Source organism: Vibrio sp. Sgm 5 (assembly GCF_026241575.1).
Taxonomy (GTDB): Bacteria; Pseudomonadota; Gammaproteobacteria; order Enterobacterales; family Vibrionaceae; genus Vibrio; species Vibrio jasicida.
In genome coordinates this window covers 103580-127169 of record NZ_JAPHPY010000003.1, presented here as the reverse complement: position 1 = coordinate 127169, position 23590 = coordinate 103580, and the positions used below count along the sequence as shown (strand labels likewise).

General features: G+C 45.5%; 19 protein-coding genes. 6 read left to right on the top strand and 13 right to left on the bottom strand.

Annotated features, from left to right (window positions below; genetic code table 11):
- Positions 1-20: 20 nt before the first annotated feature.
- The 13 genes from OQJ86_RS03010 to OQJ86_RS02950 all read right to left on the bottom strand — a co-directional run bounded on the left by OQJ86_RS03010 (position 21) and on the right by OQJ86_RS02950 (position 16506).
- Positions 21-2018, bottom strand: coding sequence for an alpha/beta hydrolase family protein (locus OQJ86_RS03010; protein WP_265986237.1), 1998 nt, complete (start codon positions 2016-2018; stop codon positions 21-23).
- Between the two features lie 233 nt (positions 2019-2251).
- A complete protein-coding gene (gene recG / locus OQJ86_RS03005; protein ID WP_265986236.1) occupies positions 2252-4336 on the bottom strand; it encodes an ATP-dependent DNA helicase RecG in 2085 nt (694 codons plus the stop codon).
- Positions 4337-4547: 211 nt separating this feature from the next.
- Complete coding sequence (trmH, locus tag OQJ86_RS03000; RefSeq protein ID WP_265986235.1) at positions 4548-5231, bottom strand: tRNA (guanosine(18)-2'-O)-methyltransferase TrmH; 684 nt, start codon at positions 5229-5231, stop codon at positions 4548-4550.
- Between the two features lie 52 nt (positions 5232-5283).
- A complete protein-coding gene (spoT, locus tag OQJ86_RS02995) occupies positions 5284-7404 on the bottom strand; it encodes a bifunctional GTP diphosphokinase/guanosine-3',5'-bis pyrophosphate 3'-pyrophosphohydrolase (RefSeq protein WP_038870099.1) in 2121 nt (706 codons plus the stop codon).
- A gap of 39 nt (positions 7405-7443) precedes the next feature.
- Positions 7444-7716, bottom strand: a complete 273-nt coding sequence (rpoZ, locus tag OQJ86_RS02990) for a DNA-directed RNA polymerase subunit omega (protein ID WP_005379346.1) — start codon at positions 7714-7716, stop codon at positions 7444-7446.
- A gap of 163 nt (positions 7717-7879) precedes the next feature.
- On the bottom strand, positions 7880-8503 hold the full coding sequence (gmk, locus tag OQJ86_RS02985; protein WP_038870100.1) for a guanylate kinase: 624 nt from the start codon (positions 8501-8503) through the stop codon (positions 7880-7882).
- A gap of 363 nt (positions 8504-8866) precedes the next feature.
- Positions 8867-10081 (bottom strand): tetratricopeptide repeat protein, encoded by a 1215-nt coding sequence (locus OQJ86_RS02980; RefSeq protein ID WP_265986204.1) that lies wholly within the window; start codon positions 10079-10081, stop codon positions 8867-8869.
- An 11-nt stretch (positions 10082-10092) separates the two neighbouring features.
- Positions 10093-10725 (bottom strand): energy transducer TonB, encoded by a 633-nt coding sequence (locus OQJ86_RS02975; protein WP_005529132.1) that lies wholly within the window; start codon positions 10723-10725, stop codon positions 10093-10095.
- Positions 10726-10729: 4 nt separating this feature from the next.
- Complete coding sequence (locus OQJ86_RS02970) at positions 10730-11137, bottom strand: ExbD/TolR family protein (RefSeq protein WP_005430119.1); 408 nt, start codon at positions 11135-11137, stop codon at positions 10730-10732.
- Positions 11138-11162: 25 nt separating this feature from the next.
- Positions 11163-11690 (bottom strand): MotA/TolQ/ExbB proton channel family protein, encoded by a 528-nt coding sequence (locus OQJ86_RS02965; RefSeq protein WP_038870102.1) that lies wholly within the window; start codon positions 11688-11690, stop codon positions 11163-11165.
- A 9-nt stretch (positions 11691-11699) separates the two neighbouring features.
- Complete coding sequence (locus tag OQJ86_RS02960) at positions 11700-13061, bottom strand: MotA/TolQ/ExbB proton channel family protein (RefSeq protein WP_038870104.1); 1362 nt, start codon at positions 13059-13061, stop codon at positions 11700-11702.
- Between the two features lie 3 nt (positions 13062-13064).
- Entirely contained in the window at positions 13065-13829 is a 765-nt protein-coding gene (locus tag OQJ86_RS02955) for a DUF3450 domain-containing protein (protein ID WP_265986202.1), read from the bottom strand.
- Between the two features lie 73 nt (positions 13830-13902).
- Positions 13903-16506: a TonB-dependent receptor plug domain-containing protein gene (locus tag OQJ86_RS02950; protein ID WP_038876964.1), complete on the bottom strand. Its 2604-nt coding sequence runs from the start codon at positions 16504-16506 to the stop codon at positions 13903-13905.
- 820 nt (positions 16507-17326) lie between these two features.
- Between OQJ86_RS02950 and OQJ86_RS02945 the strand changes: the two genes are divergently transcribed.
- The 6 genes from OQJ86_RS02945 (at position 17327) to OQJ86_RS02920 (ending at position 23571) form a co-directional block, all read left to right on the top strand.
- Positions 17327-18352, top strand: a complete 1026-nt coding sequence (locus tag OQJ86_RS02945) for an ABC transporter permease subunit (protein ID WP_005434432.1) — start codon at positions 17327-17329, stop codon at positions 18350-18352.
- A gap of 1 nt (position 18353) precedes the next feature.
- Positions 18354-19397, top strand: a complete 1044-nt coding sequence (locus OQJ86_RS02940; RefSeq protein WP_038870110.1) for an ABC transporter permease — start codon at positions 18354-18356, stop codon at positions 19395-19397.
- A gap of 37 nt (positions 19398-19434) precedes the next feature.
- Complete coding sequence (locus OQJ86_RS02935) at positions 19435-21261, top strand: extracellular solute-binding protein (protein ID WP_265986200.1); 1827 nt, start codon at positions 19435-19437, stop codon at positions 21259-21261.
- 9 nt (positions 21262-21270) lie between these two features.
- The gene (locus OQJ86_RS02930; protein ID WP_050568419.1) at positions 21271-22128 is read left to right on the top strand and encodes an ABC transporter ATP-binding protein; all 858 of its coding nucleotides are present in this window, start codon (positions 21271-21273) and stop codon (positions 22126-22128) included.
- Positions 22129-22164: 36 nt separating this feature from the next.
- Positions 22165-23004, top strand: a complete 840-nt coding sequence (locus OQJ86_RS02925) for an ABC transporter ATP-binding protein (protein WP_080774273.1) — start codon at positions 22165-22167, stop codon at positions 23002-23004.
- Positions 23005-23145: 141 nt separating this feature from the next.
- Entirely contained in the window at positions 23146-23571 is a 426-nt protein-coding gene (locus OQJ86_RS02920; RefSeq protein ID WP_038870113.1) for a phosphate-starvation-inducible protein PsiE, read from the top strand.
- The last annotated feature ends 19 nt before the right edge of the window (positions 23572-23590 follow it).

Here is a 23590-nt window from a genome sequence, read left to right as displayed (position 1 = left end):
ATGGTTATCGCCTTTAAGGTTTACCTTGGGAGGTTAGTTTTTAAGTGCTTATCAAAGAAGCCCAACACATGAGCGTAATATTTAGCTCGGTGTTCATCTTTGTAAAAGCCATGTCCTTCATCGTCTAACACAAAAGATTCATATGGGTAGTTGAGCTTGTCGAGTGCTTTAGCCATTGCCTCATAATGTTCAATAGGCGCACGTTGATCTTTTCCCCCGTGCACGAGAAGAATAGAAGCTTTTAACTTGTCTGCATTATGAGTTGGAGACATGGCTTTCCAGACTTTAGGGTCGGTTCCCAGTACTTCTTTCAAAAAGCTTAATCCCATGCGGCTATCGGGCACATCACCTTCGGTGAACATCAACTCAAGGTCATAAACACCGGCACTGCCCACGGCGCACTGGAATAACTCAGGTGCAAGGGTGGCGGATTGCAATGCACTGTATCCACCAAAGCTTCCGCCAGAAATACAGATGCGTTCTTTATCTGCTATGCCTTCTGCGACAATGTGTTTGGTGGCGTCGATGATGTCATATTGAATGTTCGTTCCCCATTTACGATAGCCAGCCTCTTCAAACTGCTTACCGAAACCACCACTACCACGGAAGTTTACTTGCATCACAGCATAACCATTGTTAGCGAGAAACTGATTCTCCTCGGTAAAACGCCACCAATCTCGTGGACCATGAGGACCGCCATGCGGATTGACGATAAGAGGGAGATTTTTTGCTTCAGTATTTGGAGGCAATGTCAGATAGCCTGATATGGTTTTCCCGTCTCGACTGGTGAACTCAAAAGGCTTCACTTCGGCCATTTTCTCTGGGTCTAACCACTCTCGTGCCGAGAACAGATAACGGATTTCTTTTGGCTCGGTGGTAAATAAGTAGTAATCCCCAGGATTTCTATCGTTAAAGGCCATGATGACGTAAGCGTCACCAGCTTCTGTCTCACTGACTAGGCGAACTTGATGACCAGGCAGAGAAGTGAGGATTTGCTTTAAGTATTCGCTGCGTTTGTTTTTTGGATCAACAAAGGCATAAGTAGGGTAATCACTTTCAAACTCGACCGCGTAAAGTTGCTTTGAGTCTGGATCTAACCAATATTCCTTCGGATCGACGGTATCATCCGAAGCAACTTTTGTACTTTTACCGGTTTTTAAGTTGAGGTGATGGATTGCTCTTGGCTCACCTGACTGACTTATCGCGGCATAAACGGAATCTTGATTCTCTGCAAAAGAGATGGGATAGAACTCTTCGAAGTTTTTTAAAGCCGCCAATTTATCGGAGCTTTTCCATTGATCGTTGACGCGATAATAAAGCTCGACTTTGTTATTGTTATTCAAGCCTGAAACAAAGCGAACTTCACCATCATGGTCGGTGAGAAACCGACTAAACGGGATGGGTGCTGTCGTTATCTTTGAGCGCCTACCGGTGTATACGTTGACGCGGTACACCTCTCTTGGCGCTTCTAAGTTGAAACTGTATTCACCAAGAGGAAGAGCAGAAACTAAGATATGGCGGTCGTCTTCAGGCAGAATATCTAGGACATCACCGTAAGCTCTTACGATAGAGGATGCTCGCACTAGGCGGCTAGTTTGAGGAGGGTTATAACCAAATATATAAGCGTATTTGTTTCCATCCACATTGGCCGAGACGAGTTCGCCATAGTAGCGAGGAGCGGTAGACCAACTCTTTAAATATTCTTTGGATGCGACAACTCGTTCATTATTGACCCAATAATAATCACCCACTTGCTCGTTACCTGAGAAGCGCAGCACACTGCTCGGCTGCATGGTTTTACTGTCGAGTATAACCAAAGCATCTTTACCATCGATACTGGATTCAAAGGCTAAGTGATTGCCGTCAGGTGATATTTTTGGATTAAAGTAAGCCGAACTTTTGGCAAAAAGCTCAGCCGACTGAAGAATCGCGCTTTGTTTATCTTGCGCTGCTATGGGGGCGGAGTGTACAGAGCCAACTAATGCTGCTGTGACCGCAAGCAAGGTACGTTTTTTCATGCATCTATCCTTGATGACATTGTGTATTTATGACGTTTTTATATCCGCTTGGAGTATTAATTTTATGTAGAGTTTACTTGCTCTAACTTGTCGTAATTATTGAATAAAGTCGACTTGGTTTTTATTAAATGAGAGATTCATTGGTGGAATGAATGTATGCAAAACCAACCTTACAGAACAGTGTCTGTAAGGAGGTTTATTAATGGAGTGAGGGTAGGTGAGAAAAGAACAGCTTACGCCTTAGAATAAATATCACGCTCGCCTAACCAACGGTCAATAATTGCGGTCGCATTCGTCGGGTAGTTGTCATGAATGTAACGCGCAATGCGTTGAACTTCTGGAATCAAGCGCTGATCTCGTACTAAGTCAGCAATTTTAAAATCGGCCAAGCCAGTTTGTTTGGTACCAAGAAGCTCACCCGGCCCACGAATCTCTAAGTCTTTCTGTGCAATCACAAAGCCGTCGTTGCTTTCACGTAATACGCCTAAACGTTTTTGGGCGGTTTTTGATAGTGGCGAGTGATACAGCAACACACAATGACTGGCGACTGAACCTCGACCAACACGACCTCTAAGCTGGTGCAACTGAGCCAAACCTAAACGCTCTGGGTTCTCGATGATCATCAAGCTGGAATTAGGTACGTCTACGCCAACTTCAATTACTGTCGTTGCGACCAGCAAATGCAGTTTATTGTCTTTGAAATCCTGCATCACAGCTTGCTTCTCTGCGGGCTTCATTCGTCCGTGCACTAGACCAATTTTTACGTCAGGCAGTTTGCGTTGCAGCTCTTCTGCGGTATCAGCGGCAGCTTGAGCTTCCAAGACTTCAGATTCATCAATTAAGGTACATACCCAATACGCTTGTTTGCCTTCGTTTAAGCAAGCATTGCGCACTCGTTCGACGATATCATCGCGTTTGGTGTCTGGAATCGCGACGGTCTGGATTGGTGTTCGACCTGGCGGTAGCTCATCTATCACCGACGTTTCTAAGTCGGCATAAGCAGTCATGGCTAATGTTCGCGGAATCGGCGTTGCTGTCATGATGAGCTGATGTGGATAAGCGCCTTGTTTCGCGCCTTTCTCTCGCAGTTCTAAGCGCTGGTGGACACCAAAGCGGTGCTGTTCATCAATAATGACCAAAGCAAGATGATGAAACTCAACATGCTCTTGGAAAAGGGCGTGAGTGCCCACTACCATTTTCGCTTCACCACTGGCAATCCGAGCTAGTTCGGCTTCTTTGGCTTTACCTTTCAATTTACCCGCAAGCCAACCGACCTGAATGCCCATTTTCTCGAACCAATTAGCGAAGTTAATTGCGTGCTGTTCGGCGAGTAGCTCGGTCGGTGCCATTAAAGCGACTTGATAGCCGTGTTCAATGGCTCTGACGGCAGCAAGCGCAGCAACTAAAGTTTTCCCCGAGCCTACGTCACCTTGAACAAGGCGCATCATTGGGTGCGTTTTTTCTAAGTCAGCTTCAATTTCTTTAACGACTCGTGCTTGAGCATTGGTCGGCGAGAAGGGCAATTGAGCCAGTAGCTGTTTTTTTAGTGAGTCACACGGCGCCAAAGGCAATGCAACGTCCTGTTGCCCTTTGCTGCGCACTGCCAACATAGAGAGATTCTGCGCCAGTAACTCTTCCATGATCAAACGAATTTGAGCTGGGTGTTTACCTTCATCAAACTCATCCAAATTAATGGTTGTTGGAGGCGGTCGATGAATCGTATGCAGCGCTTGCGACATGGTGATCTGGTGATCGTACAAACCGGAAGGTAGCAACTCTTGTACTGCGGCTTTATCTAGGAGTGATAAGGCTTGTTCCGTCAGGTTACGCAAAGTGATTTGGCGCAACCCATCGGTGGTTGGATAAACGGGGGTTAAGCTTTGTTCCACATCCGGTTTTTGTTCACTTACATAAAACTTGTAGTCAGGGTGGACAATTTCTAAGCCCATACCGCCACGCTTAATTTCACCGTAAGCGTGTACTAACTTACCATTCGAGAAGTTGTTCTTCATCGCAGCAGTAAAGTTAAAAAAGCGTAGGGTAATCGTGCCATTGCCGTCGCTGATTTTTACCGTCAGCATTTTGCGTTTGCCGAAAGTAGTATCGACAGCCATGACTTTGCCCTGTACCGCCGCCCAAAGTCCGGCATGCAGTTTGGCGATTGGATAAATGCGAGTGCGATCTTCGTAACGAAGAGGAAGATGAAACAGTAGATCTTGAACGCTATGCAAACCAACTTTGGCGAGTTTTTCTGCGACTTTAGCGCCAACTCCAGACAGAGAAGTTAAAGGAACAGCAGATAACATTTGGGCAGACATAGTGGGCTCAAGAAAATAGTTAACATAGCAGTATGTTAACCACTAAGCTGTGTTTTTGTACAGGATTAAGTTAGAGAAAGGGATATGGGAACGCTTACGCTCCGAGATTCGAGAGCGCGGAAATAAACTAACCAGTGAGGCGAGAAAGAGCCATATCGATTGACGATATGAGGTTATCCCGAAGTGAAACGTTCTCGCCTCTCGAGTCTATTTATTTCTTCTGCATCTCTTTCCACCATGATTCGTCAGCCACAATTTGGCCTTCGTCATCAAGTTGTGGGTATTCTAGCCCTTTGCGCTTCGCTACCTTTGCTAAGACCGGATGCCCACGTTCGAACATAATGCGGTTGATGGTTTCTTTTGGTAGAGCGCTCTCTTCACGTTCGTACATGCCAGCGGCTTCACGCTGACGCTGCGCTTCATAAAGAATCACAGCACTGGCGACTGAGACATTCAGAGACTGCACCATACCGATCATTGGAATAATGATGTCTTGGTCTGCGAGTTTCTTCGCTTGCTCTGAAGCGCCGATTTTTTCGCTACCCAGAATAATTGCCGTTGGCTTGGTGTAGTCGATTTCACGAAAATCGACCGCGGTGTCCGAAAGGTTCGTGACCAAAACCTGCATGCCTTGCGCTTTGAGCTCGGTAATCGCGGTTTCAATCGAATTGTGAGTATCTACTTCTACCCAGTTACGTGCGCCTGCTGAGGTGTGAGTGAGGGTACGCATTTTGTCTGGCCAAATCGCATGAACTTTGTGTAAGCCTGTTGCGTCAGCAGTACGGATCACAGCGGATACGTTGTTTGGCTTATGAACTTCTTCAAGGCACAGAGTGAGGTCGGTTTGGCGTGCTTTTAGCACCTGATGAATGCGGTTGTAACGTTCTAAATTCATAATTAATAGGGATATAAAAAATCGCCACCCAGTGATTGGATGGCGATGAAGTTTAGTTCTTTCTTCGTCTGACTCGAGTCGCCTGTGGCATGGTCTTAATTTTACGCATGATGCCAGCAAGGTGAACACGATCTTTGGTGGTTAGCAGTACGGTAACGGTGTACAAGCGACCGTCGCGCTCTTCGGTCGAGAGACCGTGAATGTTCGAACCGGTTTTCGAAATCACATTGGTCAATTCCGCTAACGCACCTTGGTTGTTAAGCATATCGACTTTCAGTTCAGCGATGAATTCTTTGTCGTACTCTTCAGACCAAGCAACAGCCATGTATTTGTCTGGTTCTTTTTGATAACCGCGTACGTTTGGACACGTTTCACGGTGTACCACAAGACCACGACCTGGCGATACGTGAGCGATAATGTGGTCATCTGGGATAGGGTGACAACAATTTGCGAAAGTCAGTAGCAGGCCTTCAGCCCCACGGATTGGCAGTTTCTTTTTAGATTCGTTTGGAATCGAACTTGTTGTGGTCAACTCATCGGTGTCACCTAGTAGGCGACGAGCGATGACGATACTCATCAATTCACCCAAACCAATTGCTGCAAGCAGATCATCAACGCTTTCTAAACGTAGATCTGTGAGCACTTCTTGGATGTTTTCTGGGTAGATTGAATCAATCGAGTGGCGACCTAAGGCGTGATTCAGAAGGCGACGACCCAAGGTAATCGACTCTTCGCGACGCATGGTTTTCAATACTTGACGAATCTTAGTGCGGGCACGCGATGTCACGACATAGTTTAACCAAGCCGCGTTTGGACGAGCGCCTGGTGCACTGATGATTTCTACTGTCTGACCGTTCTTCAGTGCCTTACTCAATGGGTAAGGGTTGCGATCAACACGAGTACCAACGCAAGAGTTGCCAACATCAGTATGCACTGCATAAGCAAAGTCGACCGCTGTAGCACCTAACGGCAATTCAACGATCCGACCTTTTGGCGTGAAGACGTAAATTTCGTCTGGGAACAGATCCGATTTTACGTTTTCAATGAATTCGAATGAGTTACCTGCACTTTGCTGTAGCTCAAGTAGGCTTTGCATCCAACGCTGAGCTTTCACTTGCGCTGTTGTGCCAGACTTGTCGCCCTTGTCTTTGTATGACCAGTGTGCTGCAACACCTTTATCCGCCATTTGATCCATATCTTCGGTACGGATCTGAACTTCTACTGGTACACCGTGTGGGCCGACCATAGAAGTGTGTAGCGATTGGTAGCCGTTCGCTTTTGGTACTGCGATGTAATCTTTCATGCGACTAGGGCGCGGCTTATACAAGCTGTGTACTTGGCCTAGGACGCGATAACAAGTATCGGCAGTATCAACAACCACTCGGAAAGCGTAGATATCCATGATGGTGTGGAAACGCTGTTCTTTGGTTTTCATCTTGTTGTAGATGGAGAACAGGTTCTTTTCACGACCTAACACGCGCGCGTTTAAGCCTACATCTTCGAGTCGGCCTTCAATTTCGCTGTGAATACGTTGGATCATCTCTTTTCGATTACCACGTGCCGCTCGCACCACTTCTTTTAGAACGCGGTAGCGGTTAGGGTAAAGCGCTTCGAAGCCAAGCTCCTCGAGTTCCGTTTTGATATTGTGAATACCAAGTCGGTGAGCCAGCGGCGCGTAGATTTCCAGTGTTTCACGAGCAATACGGCGTTTTTTGTCAGGGCGCAGGGCACCTAGCGTGCGCATATTGTGCGTACGGTCGGCCAGTTTGATCAGGATAACGCGGATGTCTTGCACCATCGCCAGAACCATCTTACGGAAGTTCTCGGCTTGAGCCTCTTTCCTATCGCGGAATTTGAGTTTGTCCAGTTTAGATACACCATCAACCAGCTCAGCGACGGTATTGCCGAATTTCTCTTCGAGATCTTCTTTTGTAACGTCACAGTCTTCGATGACGTCATGCAGCAAAGCAGCTTGGAGGGTTTCGATATCGAGGCGCATTTCGGCCAAGATTCGAGCCACAGCGACTGGGTGGATGATGTATGGTTCACCGCTTGAGCGGGTTTGCCCTTCATGGGCATCTCTTGCTACCACATAAGATTGACGCAGAGCCTCAATTTGAGGCTCTGTTAGGTATTCTTGGGCAACGTCTTTGAGGCTATCGAATAGATACAAATTATAGGCCCGGGAGGTTGTTGAATTCTAAAGTCAGAATTAACGGTTGTGAGCGATGCTGCTTACTGCCGCTAGCTCTGCCGCTTCTTGCTCTTGCTGTTCTTGACGTTCACGAGCGTCTAGAACTTCTTTAGTAATTAAACCTTCTTCGATTTCGCGTAGAGCGATAACCGTTGGCTTATCGTTCTCTTCTGGCACTAGTGCATCTTTACCGCCAGTTTGCATTTGACGAGCGCGGCGAGCCGCAATCAGTACTAGGTCGAAACGGTTGCCAACTTTTTCAACAGCGTCTTGAACAGTTACGCGTGCCATGAGGACTCCAAATAGTTAACTAAATTTTGAATGACGAGAAAGTATACAGTCTCAGCGTAATATTTACTAGCGATAAGACGTGCAACAACAATGACTTTCTATATAAACAATATAAGCTTCCTTACCGTAATAAAGAAGCGAAAATTTGTGTTTCCGAACAGAATTACTCTGCTAGAAGCGCATCAAGCATACCTTTATATTTAGCAGCTTGCTTTTCTTCCTTCAATCTTTCCGCACGTAGAATGGCTTTAAAGTCCATCAATGCAGTGTCGAAATCGTCGTTTACGATCACATAATCGTACTCGTTGTAATGCGAGATTTCAGACTTTGCTTCTGCCATGCGTTTTGCGATTACTTCTTCACTGTCTTGACCACGAGTGTTTAGACGGCGCTCTAGCTCACCATTTGATGGTGGCAGGATAAAGATGCTTTTCGCTTCTGGCATTTGCTCACGGATTTGGCGTGCGCCTTGCCAATCGATGTCTAGGAATACGTCGATGCCTTTATTTAGCGTTTCTTCAATCCATACGCGTGATGTGCCGTAGTAGTTACCGAACACTTCTGCATATTCTAGGAAGTCGCCTTTAGCAATTAGAGTTTCAAACTCTTCTTTTGCTACGAAGTGGTAGTGCGTACCATTTTCTTCGCCAGGGCGCATGCTACGAGTAGTATGAGACACAGACACTTTCATTGCGTATGTTGGGTTGCGTTCCAACATTGCTGAGATCAAGCTAGATTTACCTGCGCCGCTAGGTGCCGATACGATATAGAGAGTACCTTTGCCCATTGTACTGTTCCACTTTTGGTTGGATTGAGTGAATGCCGAAAGAGTATCGACCTTGTGTCATGCTAATAACGCTTATTGGCGAAATTGGTATAACGATAGCACTGACGTTGATGATTTTCTCACCAAACCGCTTGAGATTGGTGATAAACCCGCCAGAAAAATGGAGGCGAAGAGTATCATGATCTCTTTGCGGTGGCTAGCCGATCTTTTGGATCTTTGAGGCTCAGTATAAATTCATATCTTTGTATACAGAAACGAAAAAAGGGGAAGCTTTCACTTCCCCAGGCGTGCGACTGACTCACACTTAATTTTCGGAGTAACCATAACCACTTTGGTTACTACTTTACAGGTGTTGGTGGCCTGTTAGCCTTGAGACTCTAAGAAGTTGATCCAAGGGCTAGCGACAGGCTTCATATCAGGCGATTGCGCTGCACTCTTCATTGCTTTCAATGCATTGCTTGGCTGATTTAATTCGAAGTACGCCATACCTCGAATGTAGTTCAGCTCACCTTTATCATCACGTTTGGCGTCTGGTGCGGCATTCTTAGCAAACTTAGTTGCTGCTGAGTACTGCTTGTCGAGAATCATCAAACGAGCAATCTTGATCTGCGTTTTTGCTTTTGGCGCTAACTTGTAGGCCGCTACATAAGTCTCGATCGACTTATCTAGTTCCTGCGCTTGTTGCCAGAAAGACGCTAGTTTTTCTAAGTTTTCAGCAGTACGCGCAACATGACCTTCTTCCATCGACGTTTGCATTGTTTTAGCCGCGCGGAAAGGTACACCTTGATAAGCTTGGAAGTTCACTAAGCGTAGATACTCTTTCTCTCCCTCTAAAAGACCCATTTTATGAGCCATTTCTAAGGTTGAAAGGGCATTACGCTCTTGTTTGAGTTCCATGTAAATACCAGACAATTGTGTCCAGTAACGCTTATTTTGCGGGTACTTGGTAGTCAAGATTTTTAGCACGCCAGCAACACTTTTGAATTGCTTTAATTCATAGTGAGCAGACATCAACAGCTGATACCAAGATTCACTAGGATTCTTCGTCATTGCAATTGCCTTTTTGGTTGGCGGAATTGCGTTGCGGTAATCTTCTAGTTGAATGTAAGCACTTGCCAATGTGATGTAAGCATGTGCTTGAGGTTTTTCCTCTGTTGTTTCAGCAATCTTGAACCACTCGTTCATCGTATTAACTGATTGCTTAAATTTGCCTTCTGCTAGATAAAGCTGTGCGAGGCTATAACGAACCTGTTGAGCTACGGGTACTGGTAAAGCATCTAACTTGAGTGCTTCAGCAAAGTACTTCGCTGCTTTTGGGTAATCGTCCTTTAAAGAATATAGAAAGCCCATCTGTTGTAGTAACACGGCGCGGTCGTATTTCTTTTTCTTGGTACTTCCCAAGGCAGAGTTCAGTTTAGAGATAGCATCCGAGTATTTTTCAGTTGCAATCAGTTCCTGAACTTTGTTCACAGTTCGGAATGTTCTGTCAGACAACTCTGGTGTTTTTGCTAGGGCAGGTGCGTTGTACGCACCTGCAATAACCAATAGAGAAGCTAACAATTTTGTATATGTTTTCATGTTGCGACTCCTTAGTTAGTAGAGAACTCGATTTCTTGCGATAAGCGCGAAGTTACCGGCTTTCCATCAACCATTTTTGGTTTAAAGGTCCACTTTGATACGGTTTTTCTTGCTGCTTTACCCAAGCCTAACTTACGTGGTGTTTCTTTTAAGACTTTGACATCTTGAACACTGCCACGCTCGTTAACAGTAAACTCTACTAAAACGATACCTTTCTCAATCCCAGCTCGTGCCGCTTTACGTGGCATTTGAGGTTGGAATGTCGCAAGAGGAACAGGACCTCCGCTTCCAGCCAGTTGAGCACCACCACCTTGAGAGTAGTGACCGAGTACTGAACCACCCGTAACGTTCACTGGTAGGTCGAGTTTCGGCATATCCATTGGGATTTGATCCATCACCGGTTTGACCGTTGCTGTTACCTTCATTTCAGGTGGCGGCGGCGGGCGTTTCGGTGGTGGTGGTTTCGGGAGTTCGCGCTTTTTCTCCTGTATTTTTTCGTCCGGTTTAATGCGAATGAATTCCACCATACGGAGATCATCATTCGACACTAGCTCGTGGCGCTCTTTGTTTACTAGCTTGTCCATCCCCCAGAACAATCCAAGGGAGACAATGAGCGCCAGTGCAATTGAGGCCAGATACCGCATAGGCTTAATCCTTATTGGTTGCGGCAATGGAGATGCTTTCAACACCTGCCATCTTAATCTGGTCCATCACCTTCACGACTACGCCAGCATTTGCTTCTGTATCCGCTTGGATTACAACCGCACCGTCTGGGCTTTCAGCACGTAGACGCTCGATGTTGGCACGAACCGCATCGACTTCAATACGACGCTTGTCTACCCACACATCGCCTGCTGCACCGATAGCAACCATGATGTTACCTTTCTTCACGGTTTGCGCTGAACTTGCCGTAGGACGATTTACTTCTAGACCTGCTTCCTTAACAAACGATGTTGTTACGATAAAGAAGATCAACATGATGAATACGATGTCTAGCATCGGAGTCATATCGATAGCAGCCTCGTCGCTGCTGTCATTGCTATAGCGTCTCTTCATGACCTATACCTCTAATTCCGTTTACTCAGGCAATGTGCTTCAGCTTGTCTTCAAGCTTCTGCGTGGTGACTTTGGCTAAATGATCAAGACGAGTACTAAAGAAAAGTCCTGATAGAGAAGCCACCATTCCCGCTAATGTTGGGATTGTTGCCTTTGAGATCCCCGAGGCCATTGCTCGGGGGCTTCCTGTTCCTGTTACCGCTAAGATGTCGAATACTTGAATCATACCGACAACAGTGCCGAGCAGACCAAGTAGGGGACAAAGTGCAATCAGTACTTTAACGATTGGCAGTCCCTTTCTATTCTCAATATCCTGACGAGAAACCATTTCTTGTCGGATCATCTTTGCGTTCCAGCTTTTATGTTCTGAACGCTCTTCCCAAAAGCTCACCGCTTTTTTCATTGCTTTGGGAGCGACAGCAGCGAAGTAAAACCAACGTTCTAACAAGACTGCCCATAACATAAAGCTGAGGATAAAGATGGCGACAAGTACATCGCCACCCATTCCCAAGAAGCGCCTAATTGATTCAAGTTCTCCAACTAACCACCACATAATGCCTCCTTAGCTTTCGGCTTTATGCAGTTTTTCCTGATAGCGAGCGATGAAGCCTGCACTCTGTTCTTCAAGAGTTTGAACCAAACGGCGACCTTTACTGTGTACGATGGTGTACAGGAACAGTAGAGGAATTGCGACAACTAGACCAAGCATCGTAGTAACAAGTGCTTCTGAGATACCGCCAGCCATTAGCTTCGGATCACCTGTACCAAATAGTGTGATTGCTTGGAATGTACCGATCATACCCATAACGGTACCTAGTAGACCCAGAAGAGGAGCTACCGAAGCAAACAGCTTGATTGAACTGATAAAGCGTTCAATGCTCGGTGCGTTACGTAGGATGATTTCATCCAGTTTCGCTTCAAGATCCTCAAGGTTGTCACCTTTGTGGTCTTGGTAAGCTTGGATTACTTCACCCAGAGGGTTACCTGGAATAACAGTGTCTGATTTCGCTTGCTTACGCATTTTGCCACCAATAACCAATAGGCGTAGGTAACAGATAAGCGCGATAAGTGCACCGATAGCACCCATGCCTAGGATGACGTAACCCACGATACCACCTTGGTCAATACGCTCCTGAACAGTAGGGCTTTGTACGAGTAGAGACAGAATCACACCACGAGATGGGTCGATAAACAAAGGTTCGTATGTGCCTTCTGCTGCTTCAAAACCACCAACTAGGCCAGTAATGTTTTTGCGTGGTTGGCGTGATAGTTCTTCAAACTTAGCGGTTTGAGGTACGTAAGTAACGTACTTACCATCTGCGATTGCGTTAAACTCACCGACAAGAGTGACGTCACGTACCGCTTCTTTACCTTCGCCGTATACAACCGTTGCTTGTGCTGTTGTTGTCTCGCCTGATGCCACTACCTGTTGTAGGATCGTGTGCCAAAATGCTTCAAGTTCTTGCGTTGATGGAAGTTCTTTACTTTCTGCTAGTTTCGTAAGAAGCGCGTCACGCTCTGGGAAAAGAACAGCATTTTGTGAAGCGGCAAATAGGCCTTTAAATTCACCTGCATACTGACGAACCACACCAAACATTTCACCTAACGTACCTGAACGAACACGCAGTGTTTCTGTTAGGTCAGTTAGCTGTTTGTCGTTTTCATCAAATGTTGCTTTTAATTCGTCACCAAGAGCTTGCTGTGCTGCAAGTTCTGCACGTGCTTTTTCAAGAAGTGCAGCTTGTTGGTCACGGTTGTTTTTGAACTCAGCTTCACGAGCCTTGTTCTCTTTTGATTCAACGATACTTTCTGATTTTACGTTTTTCAGTAGCTCAGATAAGTTCTTAGGTGCTTCAGCTTGCGCACCGGAAATCATGAATAAGCTCGCTAGCAAACCAGCGGCTAGAGTTTTGAATCCTTTCATTTCTTATTCCTCCCCAGCAAATACAGGCAGTTTGATCAGCGCTGGTGGCGCTTGTTTCTTAGCGATACGAAGGCCTTGCTGTACAGCGATACGGTAGTTTTCTGGTAGTGATTCCCATTGACGGGTTTGTTGATTCCACATACCTGTTTCACCGCCATCCGGAGATTGGAATAGAAGCGCAGTACGACCAATACGTAGGAAGTCGTAAGTCACGGTCTCACCGTTACGCTCTAGGCTAGCTTTGTAAGATTCGATTGAGCGAGAGAAGCCTTCTTCAATTTGATACGCTTCCATTACTTTACGGAATTTCTCAGAAGTTGTTACGTCTGCACGATCCATCAGGTCACGCAATTCGTTAACGCGCTTTGCGCGTTCTTCCTTTTGGAAAGGAAGATCAAGCACAACGAACTCATCAAGAGCGTCGATCATTTTCAATGTAAGAGGCACAACCTCAGTCGCGGTTTGATCGATTTGAGCAATCTGGCTGTTTAATGAATCCAATTCGCCTTGCTGCGATTGAACCATACGATTGATTTGCTCGTTGTAGATTTTCATGCTGTCGATCTGACGCAGAAGGCCTTTGTATTCAGCCAACATGCCTTCAGTGCTTTCAGCATAGGTGTCGATTTTTTGTTGTGAAGCCTGAGAAGACTTCGTCGTTTTTGCTTGGCTAGCGACGACGGTACCAGAGTCTGCAGCGACGGCTGCTCCGCTTACCGATAAAATCGCGGCAGTAACTGCACTTACGCCAAATTCCTTTAACGTCATAGTTGCATCCTTGTCAGTGTATAAAAGTCAGTCGAGTGGGGCGCAGGAAAAGCTCCTGCGCCAAAGGTTTTAATTAAAAGTTTTGAGAGTATTTCACGAAGTAAACGCGGCCTTGAATGCTGTATAGGTCAGCATCGTAAGTCACACCATCAGACTCAAATGCTGGGTCTTCATCGGTAAGGTTACGTACACCTGCAGTGAACTTCGCATCCCATGGAGCTAGGTAGTTGTATGCTACGTTCCAGATGGTTTGTGATGGGATGTTGCCTGTCTTGTTGTAGTTCTCATCAACGTCTTGTGCTTGTGACGCGATGTAGTCTGCTGATAGGTAAACATCGTGCTCTTCTAGGAAGTTAAGGCCAACACCTGTGTTGAAACGGTACTCAGGTAGACCATTACGGCCAACTTGGTTGTTCACTGGACCATTCACGTATTCAGGTGCGCTGTAGTCAAGAACATAGCTACCCATGAAGTCGTAACGTAGAACAGCTGAGTCGAAGTCGTAACGGTAGCCAACTTTCAGGTCAAGACCAGAAGTATCTAGAGTACCTAAGTTTTCTAGGCCTGCTGTTGCGTGCGTAATACGGCCTGTTGCATCACGGTCGATGTTCGGGTTAGCAACACCACTGCTACGCTCTTGGTCGATCATGCTTTGTAGAGAGTTAAGCGTGATTACGTCATCGATACTGATGTTGTAGTAATCAAGTGTCAGGTCTAGATCTTCGATTGGTGAGTAGCTTACACCGAAGTTAAATGACACAGATGTTTCAGCATCTAGATCTTCGTTTGATGTACGAGTTACGTCGTACTGAGTTTCTGGACAGTCTGCGTCAGAGATGCCGTTTGCTTGACAGTAAACGTAATCTTTTGCGCTATCTGCAGAGAAGCTATCCGCACCGTAAAGGTTTGCTAATGTTGGCGCACGGAAGCCCATGCCCGCACCTGTACGGAACATTAGGTTATCAAGAGGTTGGTAACGGAATGATGCTTTTGGTGAAATCTCACTACCGAAGTCACTGTAGTGGTCGTAACGTGCCGCAATATTCATCTCTAGCTCATCGGTAAACGCGATCAGAGACTCTGCGTAAAGCGCGTAAGTTTCACGGTCACCACCTGCTGAGTTACCAGAACTACCGATGATGTTACCTGCTTCACTTTGTGGATCGTATTTGTCAAAGTAATCGTAAGTTGTGAACTCTGCACCAACATACACAGGAATGGTAACGTCACCGATTTCTGCTAGGTCAAACTGAAGACCACCGTAGAAGTTGTGCATTTCCATTTGCGTTTCGCGGCTTGTTCCGGCTGCTAGGTCACTCGTTGCATCAGCACTGAACTCGCCATCAACAAACTCGCCAGAGTTCGCTAGCTGTTCAGCCGGTGAGCGGAACACGTAACCTGTACCAATTTCGTTACTGTTCGAGAAGTTAAGCTGGTAACCCGTTTCCCAAACCACATCACCGAAGCTATCTGTGTAAAGTGTGCCGTCTAGGCCTGCTTTCAAATCAGCTTGGAAGTCAGTTACGTTATTGTCACGTGTACCTACGTTGTTGAAACGGTAGTAAACACGAGCAGGGCCCGCAGCTGGATCGAGACCATTCTCTGTGAAGAAGTCAGAACCACCAGATGTTGTTGGGTCAACTTCAAACCAACCTGCTGCAGGAGCATAACGACCGAAGCTTTCGTTGCGGTTCAAAAGCACTTGTGCATTGAACGTTGTGTCGTCATTCAGGAAAATATTACCGTTAACAAAAACAGTATTACGCTCTAGAGAAGCAGTTTGCGCAGCATCAGCTGTGTAGTCGTAACCACAGATATCACCCAGACCAGGGTAGTTGGTTAGACCAACAAAGCCTTTTGATGAATCACAAGTTGCGTCTGTGTCGTAACCTTTCAGCGCTTTAAGCTCACCATTATGGTAAACGTTTCGGCCGTAGATACTCACACCAGACATATCAAAGTAGTTGTCCGCACCAGTATTGGTTGAGCTTAGGTAGTCACGATCGCGTTGGTAGATTTCGTCTTTACTATCATGCTCAAACGAGAACATGATGTTGCCTTTCTCACCACTTGTACCCATCACGAAAGCAACATTCTGTTCATCGCCGCCTTCTTGACTAGGGATACCTGAACCAACTGTGACGTTGATGCCGTCGAACTCATCTTTCAAGATGATGTTCACTACACCCGCAACAGCATCTGAACCGTATACAGCGGAACCACCGTCGGCCATTACTTCAACACGTTCTACGATTGCAGAAGGGATTACGTTGATGTTGGCAGCACCGCCACCCATAGCTGCTGAGCCAGGAAGGCGTTTGCCGTTAATTAGAACTAGAGTACGTTCAGAACCTAGACCTCGTAGAGAGATGGTTGCTTGGCTTTGTGCCGAGCTGCCTGAACGTTCGCTGTGTGAACCAAAAGAGTTAAATGAAGATTTACGTAGTACATCAGCGATAGATACATCACCGGCACGTTCAATTTCTGCACGGCCGATTACTGCTACTGGAGTGCTTCCTTCCATAGACGCACGTGTTAAACGTGAACCAGTAACTTTCATCTTTTGAAGTTTTTCAACTTGCTGCTCTTCTGCCTGTGCTGCTAGTGGGGCCACTGCCGCCGCCGTTCCCAGTGCAAGGCTGATCGCAACAGATAAAGCGGTTGTGTTTTTATACATCCTTGTTGCTCCGATTATTATTATTTCCTATGTATGGTCACTTAAAGACCAATTGTGACGTTAAGATTTCGTTAACGCTTGCCACATGTATACCTGAGGTGAAAAAAGGAAGTCAAACCAGTGGTAAACAGAGATAAGGAAATGTAAAAAAGATGTAAAATTCCAAAAGTGATGTAAATCACAGAATAAATGGCTGTGTTAGGAAGGGTGGGTGAGATTAAATATTAATAAAACACCGTATTTTGTGTTTCTTGTAAAGACTAATGACTTATGTGGCCTTTGGTTTTTAACTAGGCGATTGGTACTGAAAATGGATGCTTATCTAGAGAATTATTCTGATTTGGTTTTTTTATGGAATGGTCTCTATGTTAACTCGATCGCAAGGAGTGGTATCAGAATATGATACCCACCATTATAAAAGGGCTCACTCGTATTTCAGGGTCAAATAGTAATGGGCGTTTTCGTCTAATTATTCTCTATATATGCATGTTTATATAGGGTTTTGGCTCTAAAGTGCCCAGATTGATATTCTGTATGAATTGGTTTTGTGGTTTTTTATAATTTTTTACAAAAACATTTCTATTTTTCGACCTCGAGGGAAGTTTGTCATGTTTTGGGTTCAAACACTTGAAGCTTCAGTGGATTCAAGATAAATATGACGCTGAAATTATTGCAGTAGTGGAAAAAACTGGCTTTTGAAATTCAGGGAGTGTGTTTCAACAGCTTTAGTTACTACGGGATAGAGATGCACCATTTTGGGCCGGATTCCTCCTCTCCAATTCCGCCTAATAATGGACAGTAGACAAGGAGCAAGTTGTATATGCTGTCGTACTTTTTACGCCGTTTGGCGTTGGTTATCCCAACGTTTCTGGGGATTACCATTCTTATCTTTGCTATCACGCGATTCGTACCTGGTGGTCCGGTTGAGCGCATGCTTTCTCAAATGCAAGCGCAAGGTGATGGCGCCGCGTCAATGACATCTGCTGGCGGTAATACCGCTCTCTCCGATGATCAAATCGCTGAGCTGAATGCGTTTTATGGCTTAGATAAACCAGTGATGGAAGCCTATGTTGAGTGGTTGAGTCGCTTGGTGACGCTTGATTTAGGTGAATCTACTCGTTATTACGAACCTGTGTCTGACATGATTGCAGAGCGCTTACCTGTTTCTTTGTTTTATGGCGGAATGACCTTTTTTATCAGTTATTTTATTTCGATTCCGCTCGGCTATTATAAAGCGCTTAAACACGGCTCCGTATTTGATTCCGCTTCTTCTATTCTCATCTTTGTCGGGTACGCACTACCCGGATACGTGGTTGGTGTCCTACTTATCACCTTGTTCAGTTATCACCTAGAGTGGTTCCCGATGGGAGGCTTTGTCGGAGACGACTTTGATGACTATGAAACCTTCTTTGAGCGCGCAAAAGACATCATGTGGCATGCGGTACTACCTCTTATCTGTTACCTGATTGGTGACTTTGCAACGCTAACGATGACAATGAAAAATAACCTGATGGAAAACTTGTCATCCGATTACATTCGTACTGCGATTGCAAAAGGTTTGCCATTTAAGAAAGCAGTACGCAAGCACGCGCTGCGCAATAGTTTGATTCCAATCGCCTCTCACTTTGGTAATTCATTGTTGTTCTTTATGACAGGTGCATTCCTTATTGAAGTAATTTTCAATATTGATGGCATCGGCCTGCTTGGTTATGAGTCCATCATGGAGCGCGATTATCCTGTAGTTATGGGCATCGTAGCTATCAACGCGGTATTGCTACTGATCGGTAATATCATTTCAGATATCTGTGTTGCTTTAGTCGACCCACGAGTGAAGTTTGGAGCGTAATATGATTAAAGTTAGCCCATTAACTCAAAAGAAGTTCCGTCACTTTAAAGAAATCAAACGCGGTTATTGGTCATTTTTGATCTTATCAACCATGCTGATCCTTTCATTGTTTTCGGAGCTGTTGATCAACAGTAAGGCACTGGTCGTTAAGTACGATGGTAGTTTTTACTTTCCTGTCGTCAGTGATGTCCGCTTGGGTTCTGAGTTTGGCCAAGCTTCTTCTAGTGAAGCAGACTACCGAGAGCTACAAAAGGTATTCGAATTAGAAGGTGGCGATAACTTCGTTGTATTACCTATTGTACCTTGGAACCCATACGAGCAAGACTTTAGCGGTGATTTCCCACCTACAGCGCCAAGCGCCGAAGATAAGCACTACCTAGGTACTGATGTGATTGGTCGAGATATTTTAGCTCGATTGGTTTATGGCTTTCGAACGGCAATGGGCTTTGCGTTGCTAACCATGGCCATCTCGTATGCGATTGGTACTGCCGTGGGTTGTGCGATGGGCTTCTGGGGCGGAAAATTTGACTTATTTGTTCAGCGTTTGATCGAGGTCTGGTCAATGGTTCCGTTTTTGTACGTCATCATGATCCTCGTCTCGATAGTGCAACCAACCTTTACTCTGTTCGTCGGTATTAACGTACTCTTTGGGTGGATGGGGATGACTTGGTACATGCGTACCATGACCTATAAAGAGTCGGCTCGTGAATACGTAATGGCAGCACGTGCATTAGGTGCGTCAACCGGCCGTATCCTGTTCAACCACATCCTGCCAAATACCATGGTAATGATTGTGACGCTGGCACCATTTACTATCGCAGCGAACATCACAGCACTGACAGCACTAGATTACCTAGGCCTTGGCCTGATGCCTCCGACACCAAGTTGGGGTGAGTTATTGCAACAAGGTAAGTCGAACCTAGACTCGCCATGGATCGTTGCTTCTGTTGTTAGCTCTATCGTACTGGTGCTAGTGATGGTGACCTTTATTGGTGAAGCTATCCGAGCTGCATTCGACCCGAAAAAATTCACGCGCTACGTTTAAGTAAGCATTGTGAGCAGAACATAAAAAGGGAAGTTTTATGAAAAAATTATTATTAGCGTCAACGCTGAGCGCCCTGAGTTTTGGTGCGATGTCAGCAACGCTTCCGACTGACTTAAACTGGCAAACAAACTGGGATGAGCCTCAATATGGCTCTCCTGAAGCAAAACGTGGTGGTACCTTCCGAGCGTATATGTCGAGCTTTCCTCAGACTTTGCGTAGTGTTGGCCCCGATGCCAACTCAGGTTTGCGTTCTTATATCCTGGATGAAACACCGGGATTGGTTGTACGTCACCCTGATACTCTCGAATTTATTCCGGAGTTAGCTAATGAGTGGGCGTTAGCGGGCGATAACAAAACCGTTTATTTTAAACTGAACCCAGAAGCAAAATGGTCAGATGGTAAACCTGTCACTGCCGACGATTTTGTATTTATGCTGAAGTTCTATCGCTCGAAAGACATTCTTGAGCCATGGTATAACGATTACTATAACAAGACTGTCGAAGATGTGATTAAGTTCGATGATTTAACGTTCGCGGTTAAAGCCGCGAAAGAACTCAATCCTGAAGAGTTGTTGTTAAGAATGGGCGCACTGCGTCCTCGTCCTGCTCATTTCTATGCGAATCCAAAGAAAGATGAGAATGGTGATGGTATTCACGACAACTTTGTTCGCTATTACAACTTTAAGAGTGAACCAACTACGAGTGCTTACTACCTAGCGGATATCAAAAAAGGTAAAAGCGTTACCTTTAAACACGTAGGCGAAGACTGGTGGGGTTACTCGAACAAGTACTACCAAAACCGTTATAACGTCGACAAGATTCGCATCACCGTCATCCGTGATAACGATATTGCCAAGAAGCACTTTGAGAAAGGTAGTTTAGATGCATTTGGTCTGGTTCTACCAAGCTTATGGCATGACAAATCCAATACCGCACCTTACCAAAAAGGCTACATTCAGAAGTTCTGGGGTTACAACCAATACCCTGTAGGGGCTGGCGGTGTTTGGATGAATACTGCAATGCCATTATTGGATGATTTAAACATCCGCAAAGGCATTACTCACTCGATCGACTTTGATGGCATGATCGAAAATATCATGCGTGGTGACTACAGCCGTAAGCCTAACCCAACAGGATACGGCCACGGCAAATACACGTTGCCAGATGCTAAAGCTCCGAAATTTGACCCAGAAAAAGCGGCACAAGCGTTTGCTGCAGCTGGTTTTGATAAGATTGGTTCGGACGGTATCCGTATCAATGACAAAGGCCAACGTTTGAGCTTCGAATTGACGTACGCGACACCAGTACACACGCCTCGTATCGCCTTTGTGCGCGAGCAGGCTAAATTGGCTGGTTTAGACATTGAGCTTAAGCTGATCGATGGCTCGTCGATGTTCAAATATGTGCGTGAGAAGAAACATGATTTAGCGTTCCTTGATATGGGTACTTCTGAGATACCAACCTATTGGGAATACTTCCACTCAGTGAACGCGAATAAGCCTCAAACCAACTCGTTCACAAACTACAGCACGCCTGAACTTGATGCGAAGATCATCGATTATCGCTTCAATATGGACATGGACAAAAAGATCCAACTTGGTCATGAAATCCAGCGTGACATTATTGATGCGCACGTGATTGTTCCTGGTTATATGGTGCCTTACGTTCGTTATGGCCACTGGCGTTGGTTAAAGCTGCCAGAGAAGCCAATGAACCGTATGACGGAAGCACTGTTTAGCGGTGGCATCATTGGTGATGGCACTTACTGGATTGATACTGATGTGAAGAAAGAAACCCAGAAGGCGATGAAATCGGGTAAGACTTTTGAACCGGTTGTTGTCGTTGATGACACTTATAAGCTGTAAGGATGTGTTATGGAAAACGATGTAATCCTGAGTGTTAAAGATCTTGAGGTTGAATTCATTACGGATGATGGACCTGTCAAAGTACTGCATGGCGTGAACTTTGATGTTCGTGCTGGGCGTACCCTTGGTCTAGTTGGTGAGTCGGGCAGTGGTAAGAGTGTCACGTCGATGTCGATAATGGGTCTGTTGCCAAAACCATACGGTAATATCGTCAATGGTGAGGTCAATTACCGTGGTACAGACCTTGCCACATTACCAGCAGAAGAAATGTACGCCATGCGCGGCGACCGCATTTCTATTATTTTCCAAGACCCGATGACGGCTTTGAATCCCGTACATAGTATCGGGCGCCAACTGTGCGAAGTCTTGGAGTTGCACCGTCCTGAATTGGATAAGAGGCAAAGAGAGTCTTACGCGCTAGAAATGCTGGCCAAAGTAAAAATCCCAATGCCAGAAAAGCGTCTGAATGAATACCCACACAACCTATCGGGTGGCATGCGTCAGCGTGTGATGATCGCGATGGCATTAGCGTGTAAACCAGACATTCTTATCTGTGATGAACCAACCACAGCACTGGATGTAACCGTGCAGGCGTCTATTCTTGAACTAATGAATGAGCTTCAAGAAGAAACGGGCATGGCGATGATTTTTATCACTCATGATCTTGGTGTGGTTGCGGAAGTGTGTGATGACGTAGCCGTGATGTACGGTGGTCGTATTGTGGAAAAAGCCGAGATTTTCGAGCTGTTTGATAACCCACAGCACCCTTATACAGAACGTTTAATGGGTTTGATGCCGAGTTTAGATAACGAACCTAAACAGATGATCGATATTAAACCGATCGATGCCAGTATGTTTGCTAGCTAACTGGTGCAAAGTGAACAAGTCATAAAAGAGGATGTTATGGCAAAAGAAGTATTAAGAATTGAAGATCTTAAGCAGCACTTTGTATCAGGTAAAGGACTGTTTAAGAAAGGCTACACCATTAAAGCCGTTGATGGCGTGTCGTTATCAGTAGGTGAGGGGGAAACTCTAGGCCTAGTTGGTGAATCTGGCTGTGGTAAAAGTACCCTAGGTCGTACTATTTTGAAATTGTACGAGCCAACAGAAGGTAAGATTTTCTTTGAAGGTAAAGACATCACCAAATTGTCTGTGAAACAAATGCGCTCATTGCGTAAAGACATGCAAATTGTCTTTCAAGACCCGATGGAATCGCTTAACCAACGCCATACGATTGGAATGATTCTCGAAGAGCCGTACGTGATTCACAACATTGGTACGTCTTCAGAGCGTAAGCAATGGGTGAAAGAGCTGTTGGTCAAAGTCGGTTTGCCAGAAACGGCAGTGAACCGTTATCCACATGAATTCTCTGGTGGTCAACGTCAGCGTATTGGTATTGCTCGTGCGATCGCTCTTAAACCGAAGTTGTTGATTTGTGATGAGTCAGTCTCTGCGTTAGACGTATCGGTTCAGGCTCAGATCTTGAATTTGTTACTGCAACTTCAGCAAGAGATGAATCTGGCCATCATCTTCATCTCTCATGATTTGTCTGTAGTGAAACATGTGTCCGATAAAGTGGCGGTGATGTACTTTGGCAAAGTGGTGGAAGCGGGCAACGCGAAAGAAATTTACGCGAACCCTCAAAATGACTACACCAAAAAACTACTATCCGCGATTCCTATCACGCACCCTAAATACCGCAAGAAAAAGCGCGTGGCAGAAAAAAAGCAGCAAGTGGCGTAAAGTCACCTTCTAGGTAAAATGAAACGCTCCTATTAATTGGGGCGTTTTTTCTTTCTGCCGGTGAGGTTTGTCAGTTCAGCTTACTCAACTCTGCGTGCTACACTGCAAACTTACTCCTTTGATTTGCTTGGATAGTTGGCCATGCCGTCGCATTTACCTAAATCATTCAGTCGTCCCTTTCTGAAAATCTTTCATCTGCTTGAAGCCGTGCTTTTGGTTGCTATTACTCTGGCGACTGTTTGGGCTATGGTCGAAGAGTTTGTCCATATTTACGTGCAAAAGCGTGTTGCACTCGATGATATCTTATTGATGTTCATCTATCTGGAAGTGCTTGCTATGGTTGGGCAGTTTGTGATGAACGGTAAGATACCAGTCCGTTACCCAATTTACATTGCCATGATGGCCATTGCTCGCTATATCACTCTCGGAATGAAAGAGCTCGACTCAGTGATGATAGTGTGGTTGTCTTTGGCCGCGTTTATTCTAGCTGCCGCTACTTTGGTTATTCGAGTCGGTCATCATTATTGGCCGTATATTGATAATCAAACCGCCGAAAAAGATGAATAATGTTAAGCCTCGCCAAGTG

What these genes read in the sequence shown, in the direction of transcription:
- OQJ86_RS02940 (WP_038870110.1), top strand. Translation starts at nt 18,354, where the DNA reads ATGATTAAAGTTAGCCCATTAACTCAAAAGAAGTTCCGTCACTTTAAA.
- OQJ86_RS02930 (WP_050568419.1), top strand. Translation starts at nt 21,271, where the DNA reads ATGGAAAACGATGTAATCCTGAGTGTTAAAGATCTTGAGGTTGAATTC.
- OQJ86_RS02925 (WP_080774273.1), top strand. Translation starts at nt 22,165, where the DNA reads ATGGCAAAAGAAGTATTAAGAATTGAAGATCTTAAGCAGCACTTTGTA.
- trmH (WP_265986235.1), bottom strand. Translation starts at nt 5,231, where the DNA reads ATGAATTTAGAACGTTACAACCGCATTCATCAGGTGCTAAAAGCACGC.
- OQJ86_RS02935 (WP_265986200.1), top strand. Translation starts at nt 19,435, where the DNA reads ATGAAAAAATTATTATTAGCGTCAACGCTGAGCGCCCTGAGTTTTGGT.
- OQJ86_RS02965 (WP_038870102.1), bottom strand. Translation starts at nt 11,690, where the DNA reads ATGTGGTGGTTAGTTGGAGAACTTGAATCAATTAGGCGCTTCTTGGGA.
- OQJ86_RS02920 (WP_038870113.1), top strand. Translation starts at nt 23,146, where the DNA reads ATGCCGTCGCATTTACCTAAATCATTCAGTCGTCCCTTTCTGAAAATC.
- gmk (WP_038870100.1), bottom strand. Translation starts at nt 8,503, where the DNA reads ATGGGCAAAGGTACTCTCTATATCGTATCGGCACCTAGCGGCGCAGGT.
- OQJ86_RS02975 (WP_005529132.1), bottom strand. Translation starts at nt 10,725, where the DNA reads ATGCGGTATCTGGCCTCAATTGCACTGGCGCTCATTGTCTCCCTTGGA.
- OQJ86_RS02955 (WP_265986202.1), bottom strand. Translation starts at nt 13,829, where the DNA reads ATGACGTTAAAGGAATTTGGCGTAAGTGCAGTTACTGCCGCGATTTTA.
- OQJ86_RS02970 (WP_005430119.1), bottom strand. Translation starts at nt 11,137, where the DNA reads ATGAAGAGACGCTATAGCAATGACAGCAGCGACGAGGCTGCTATCGAT.
- OQJ86_RS02945 (WP_005434432.1), top strand. Translation starts at nt 17,327, where the DNA reads ATGCTGTCGTACTTTTTACGCCGTTTGGCGTTGGTTATCCCAACGTTT.
- OQJ86_RS02980 (WP_265986204.1), bottom strand. Translation starts at nt 10,081, where the DNA reads ATGAAAACATATACAAAATTGTTAGCTTCTCTATTGGTTATTGCAGGT.
- OQJ86_RS03010 (WP_265986237.1), bottom strand. Translation starts at nt 2,018, where the DNA reads ATGAAAAAACGTACCTTGCTTGCGGTCACAGCAGCATTAGTTGGCTCT.
- recG (WP_265986236.1), bottom strand. Translation starts at nt 4,336, where the DNA reads ATGTCTGCCCAAATGTTATCTGCTGTTCCTTTAACTTCTCTGTCTGGA.
- OQJ86_RS02960 (WP_038870104.1), bottom strand. Translation starts at nt 13,061, where the DNA reads ATGAAAGGATTCAAAACTCTAGCCGCTGGTTTGCTAGCGAGCTTATTC.
- rpoZ (WP_005379346.1), bottom strand. Translation starts at nt 7,716, where the DNA reads ATGGCACGCGTAACTGTTCAAGACGCTGTTGAAAAAGTTGGCAACCGT.
- OQJ86_RS02950 (WP_038876964.1), bottom strand. Translation starts at nt 16,506, where the DNA reads ATGTATAAAAACACAACCGCTTTATCTGTTGCGATCAGCCTTGCACTG.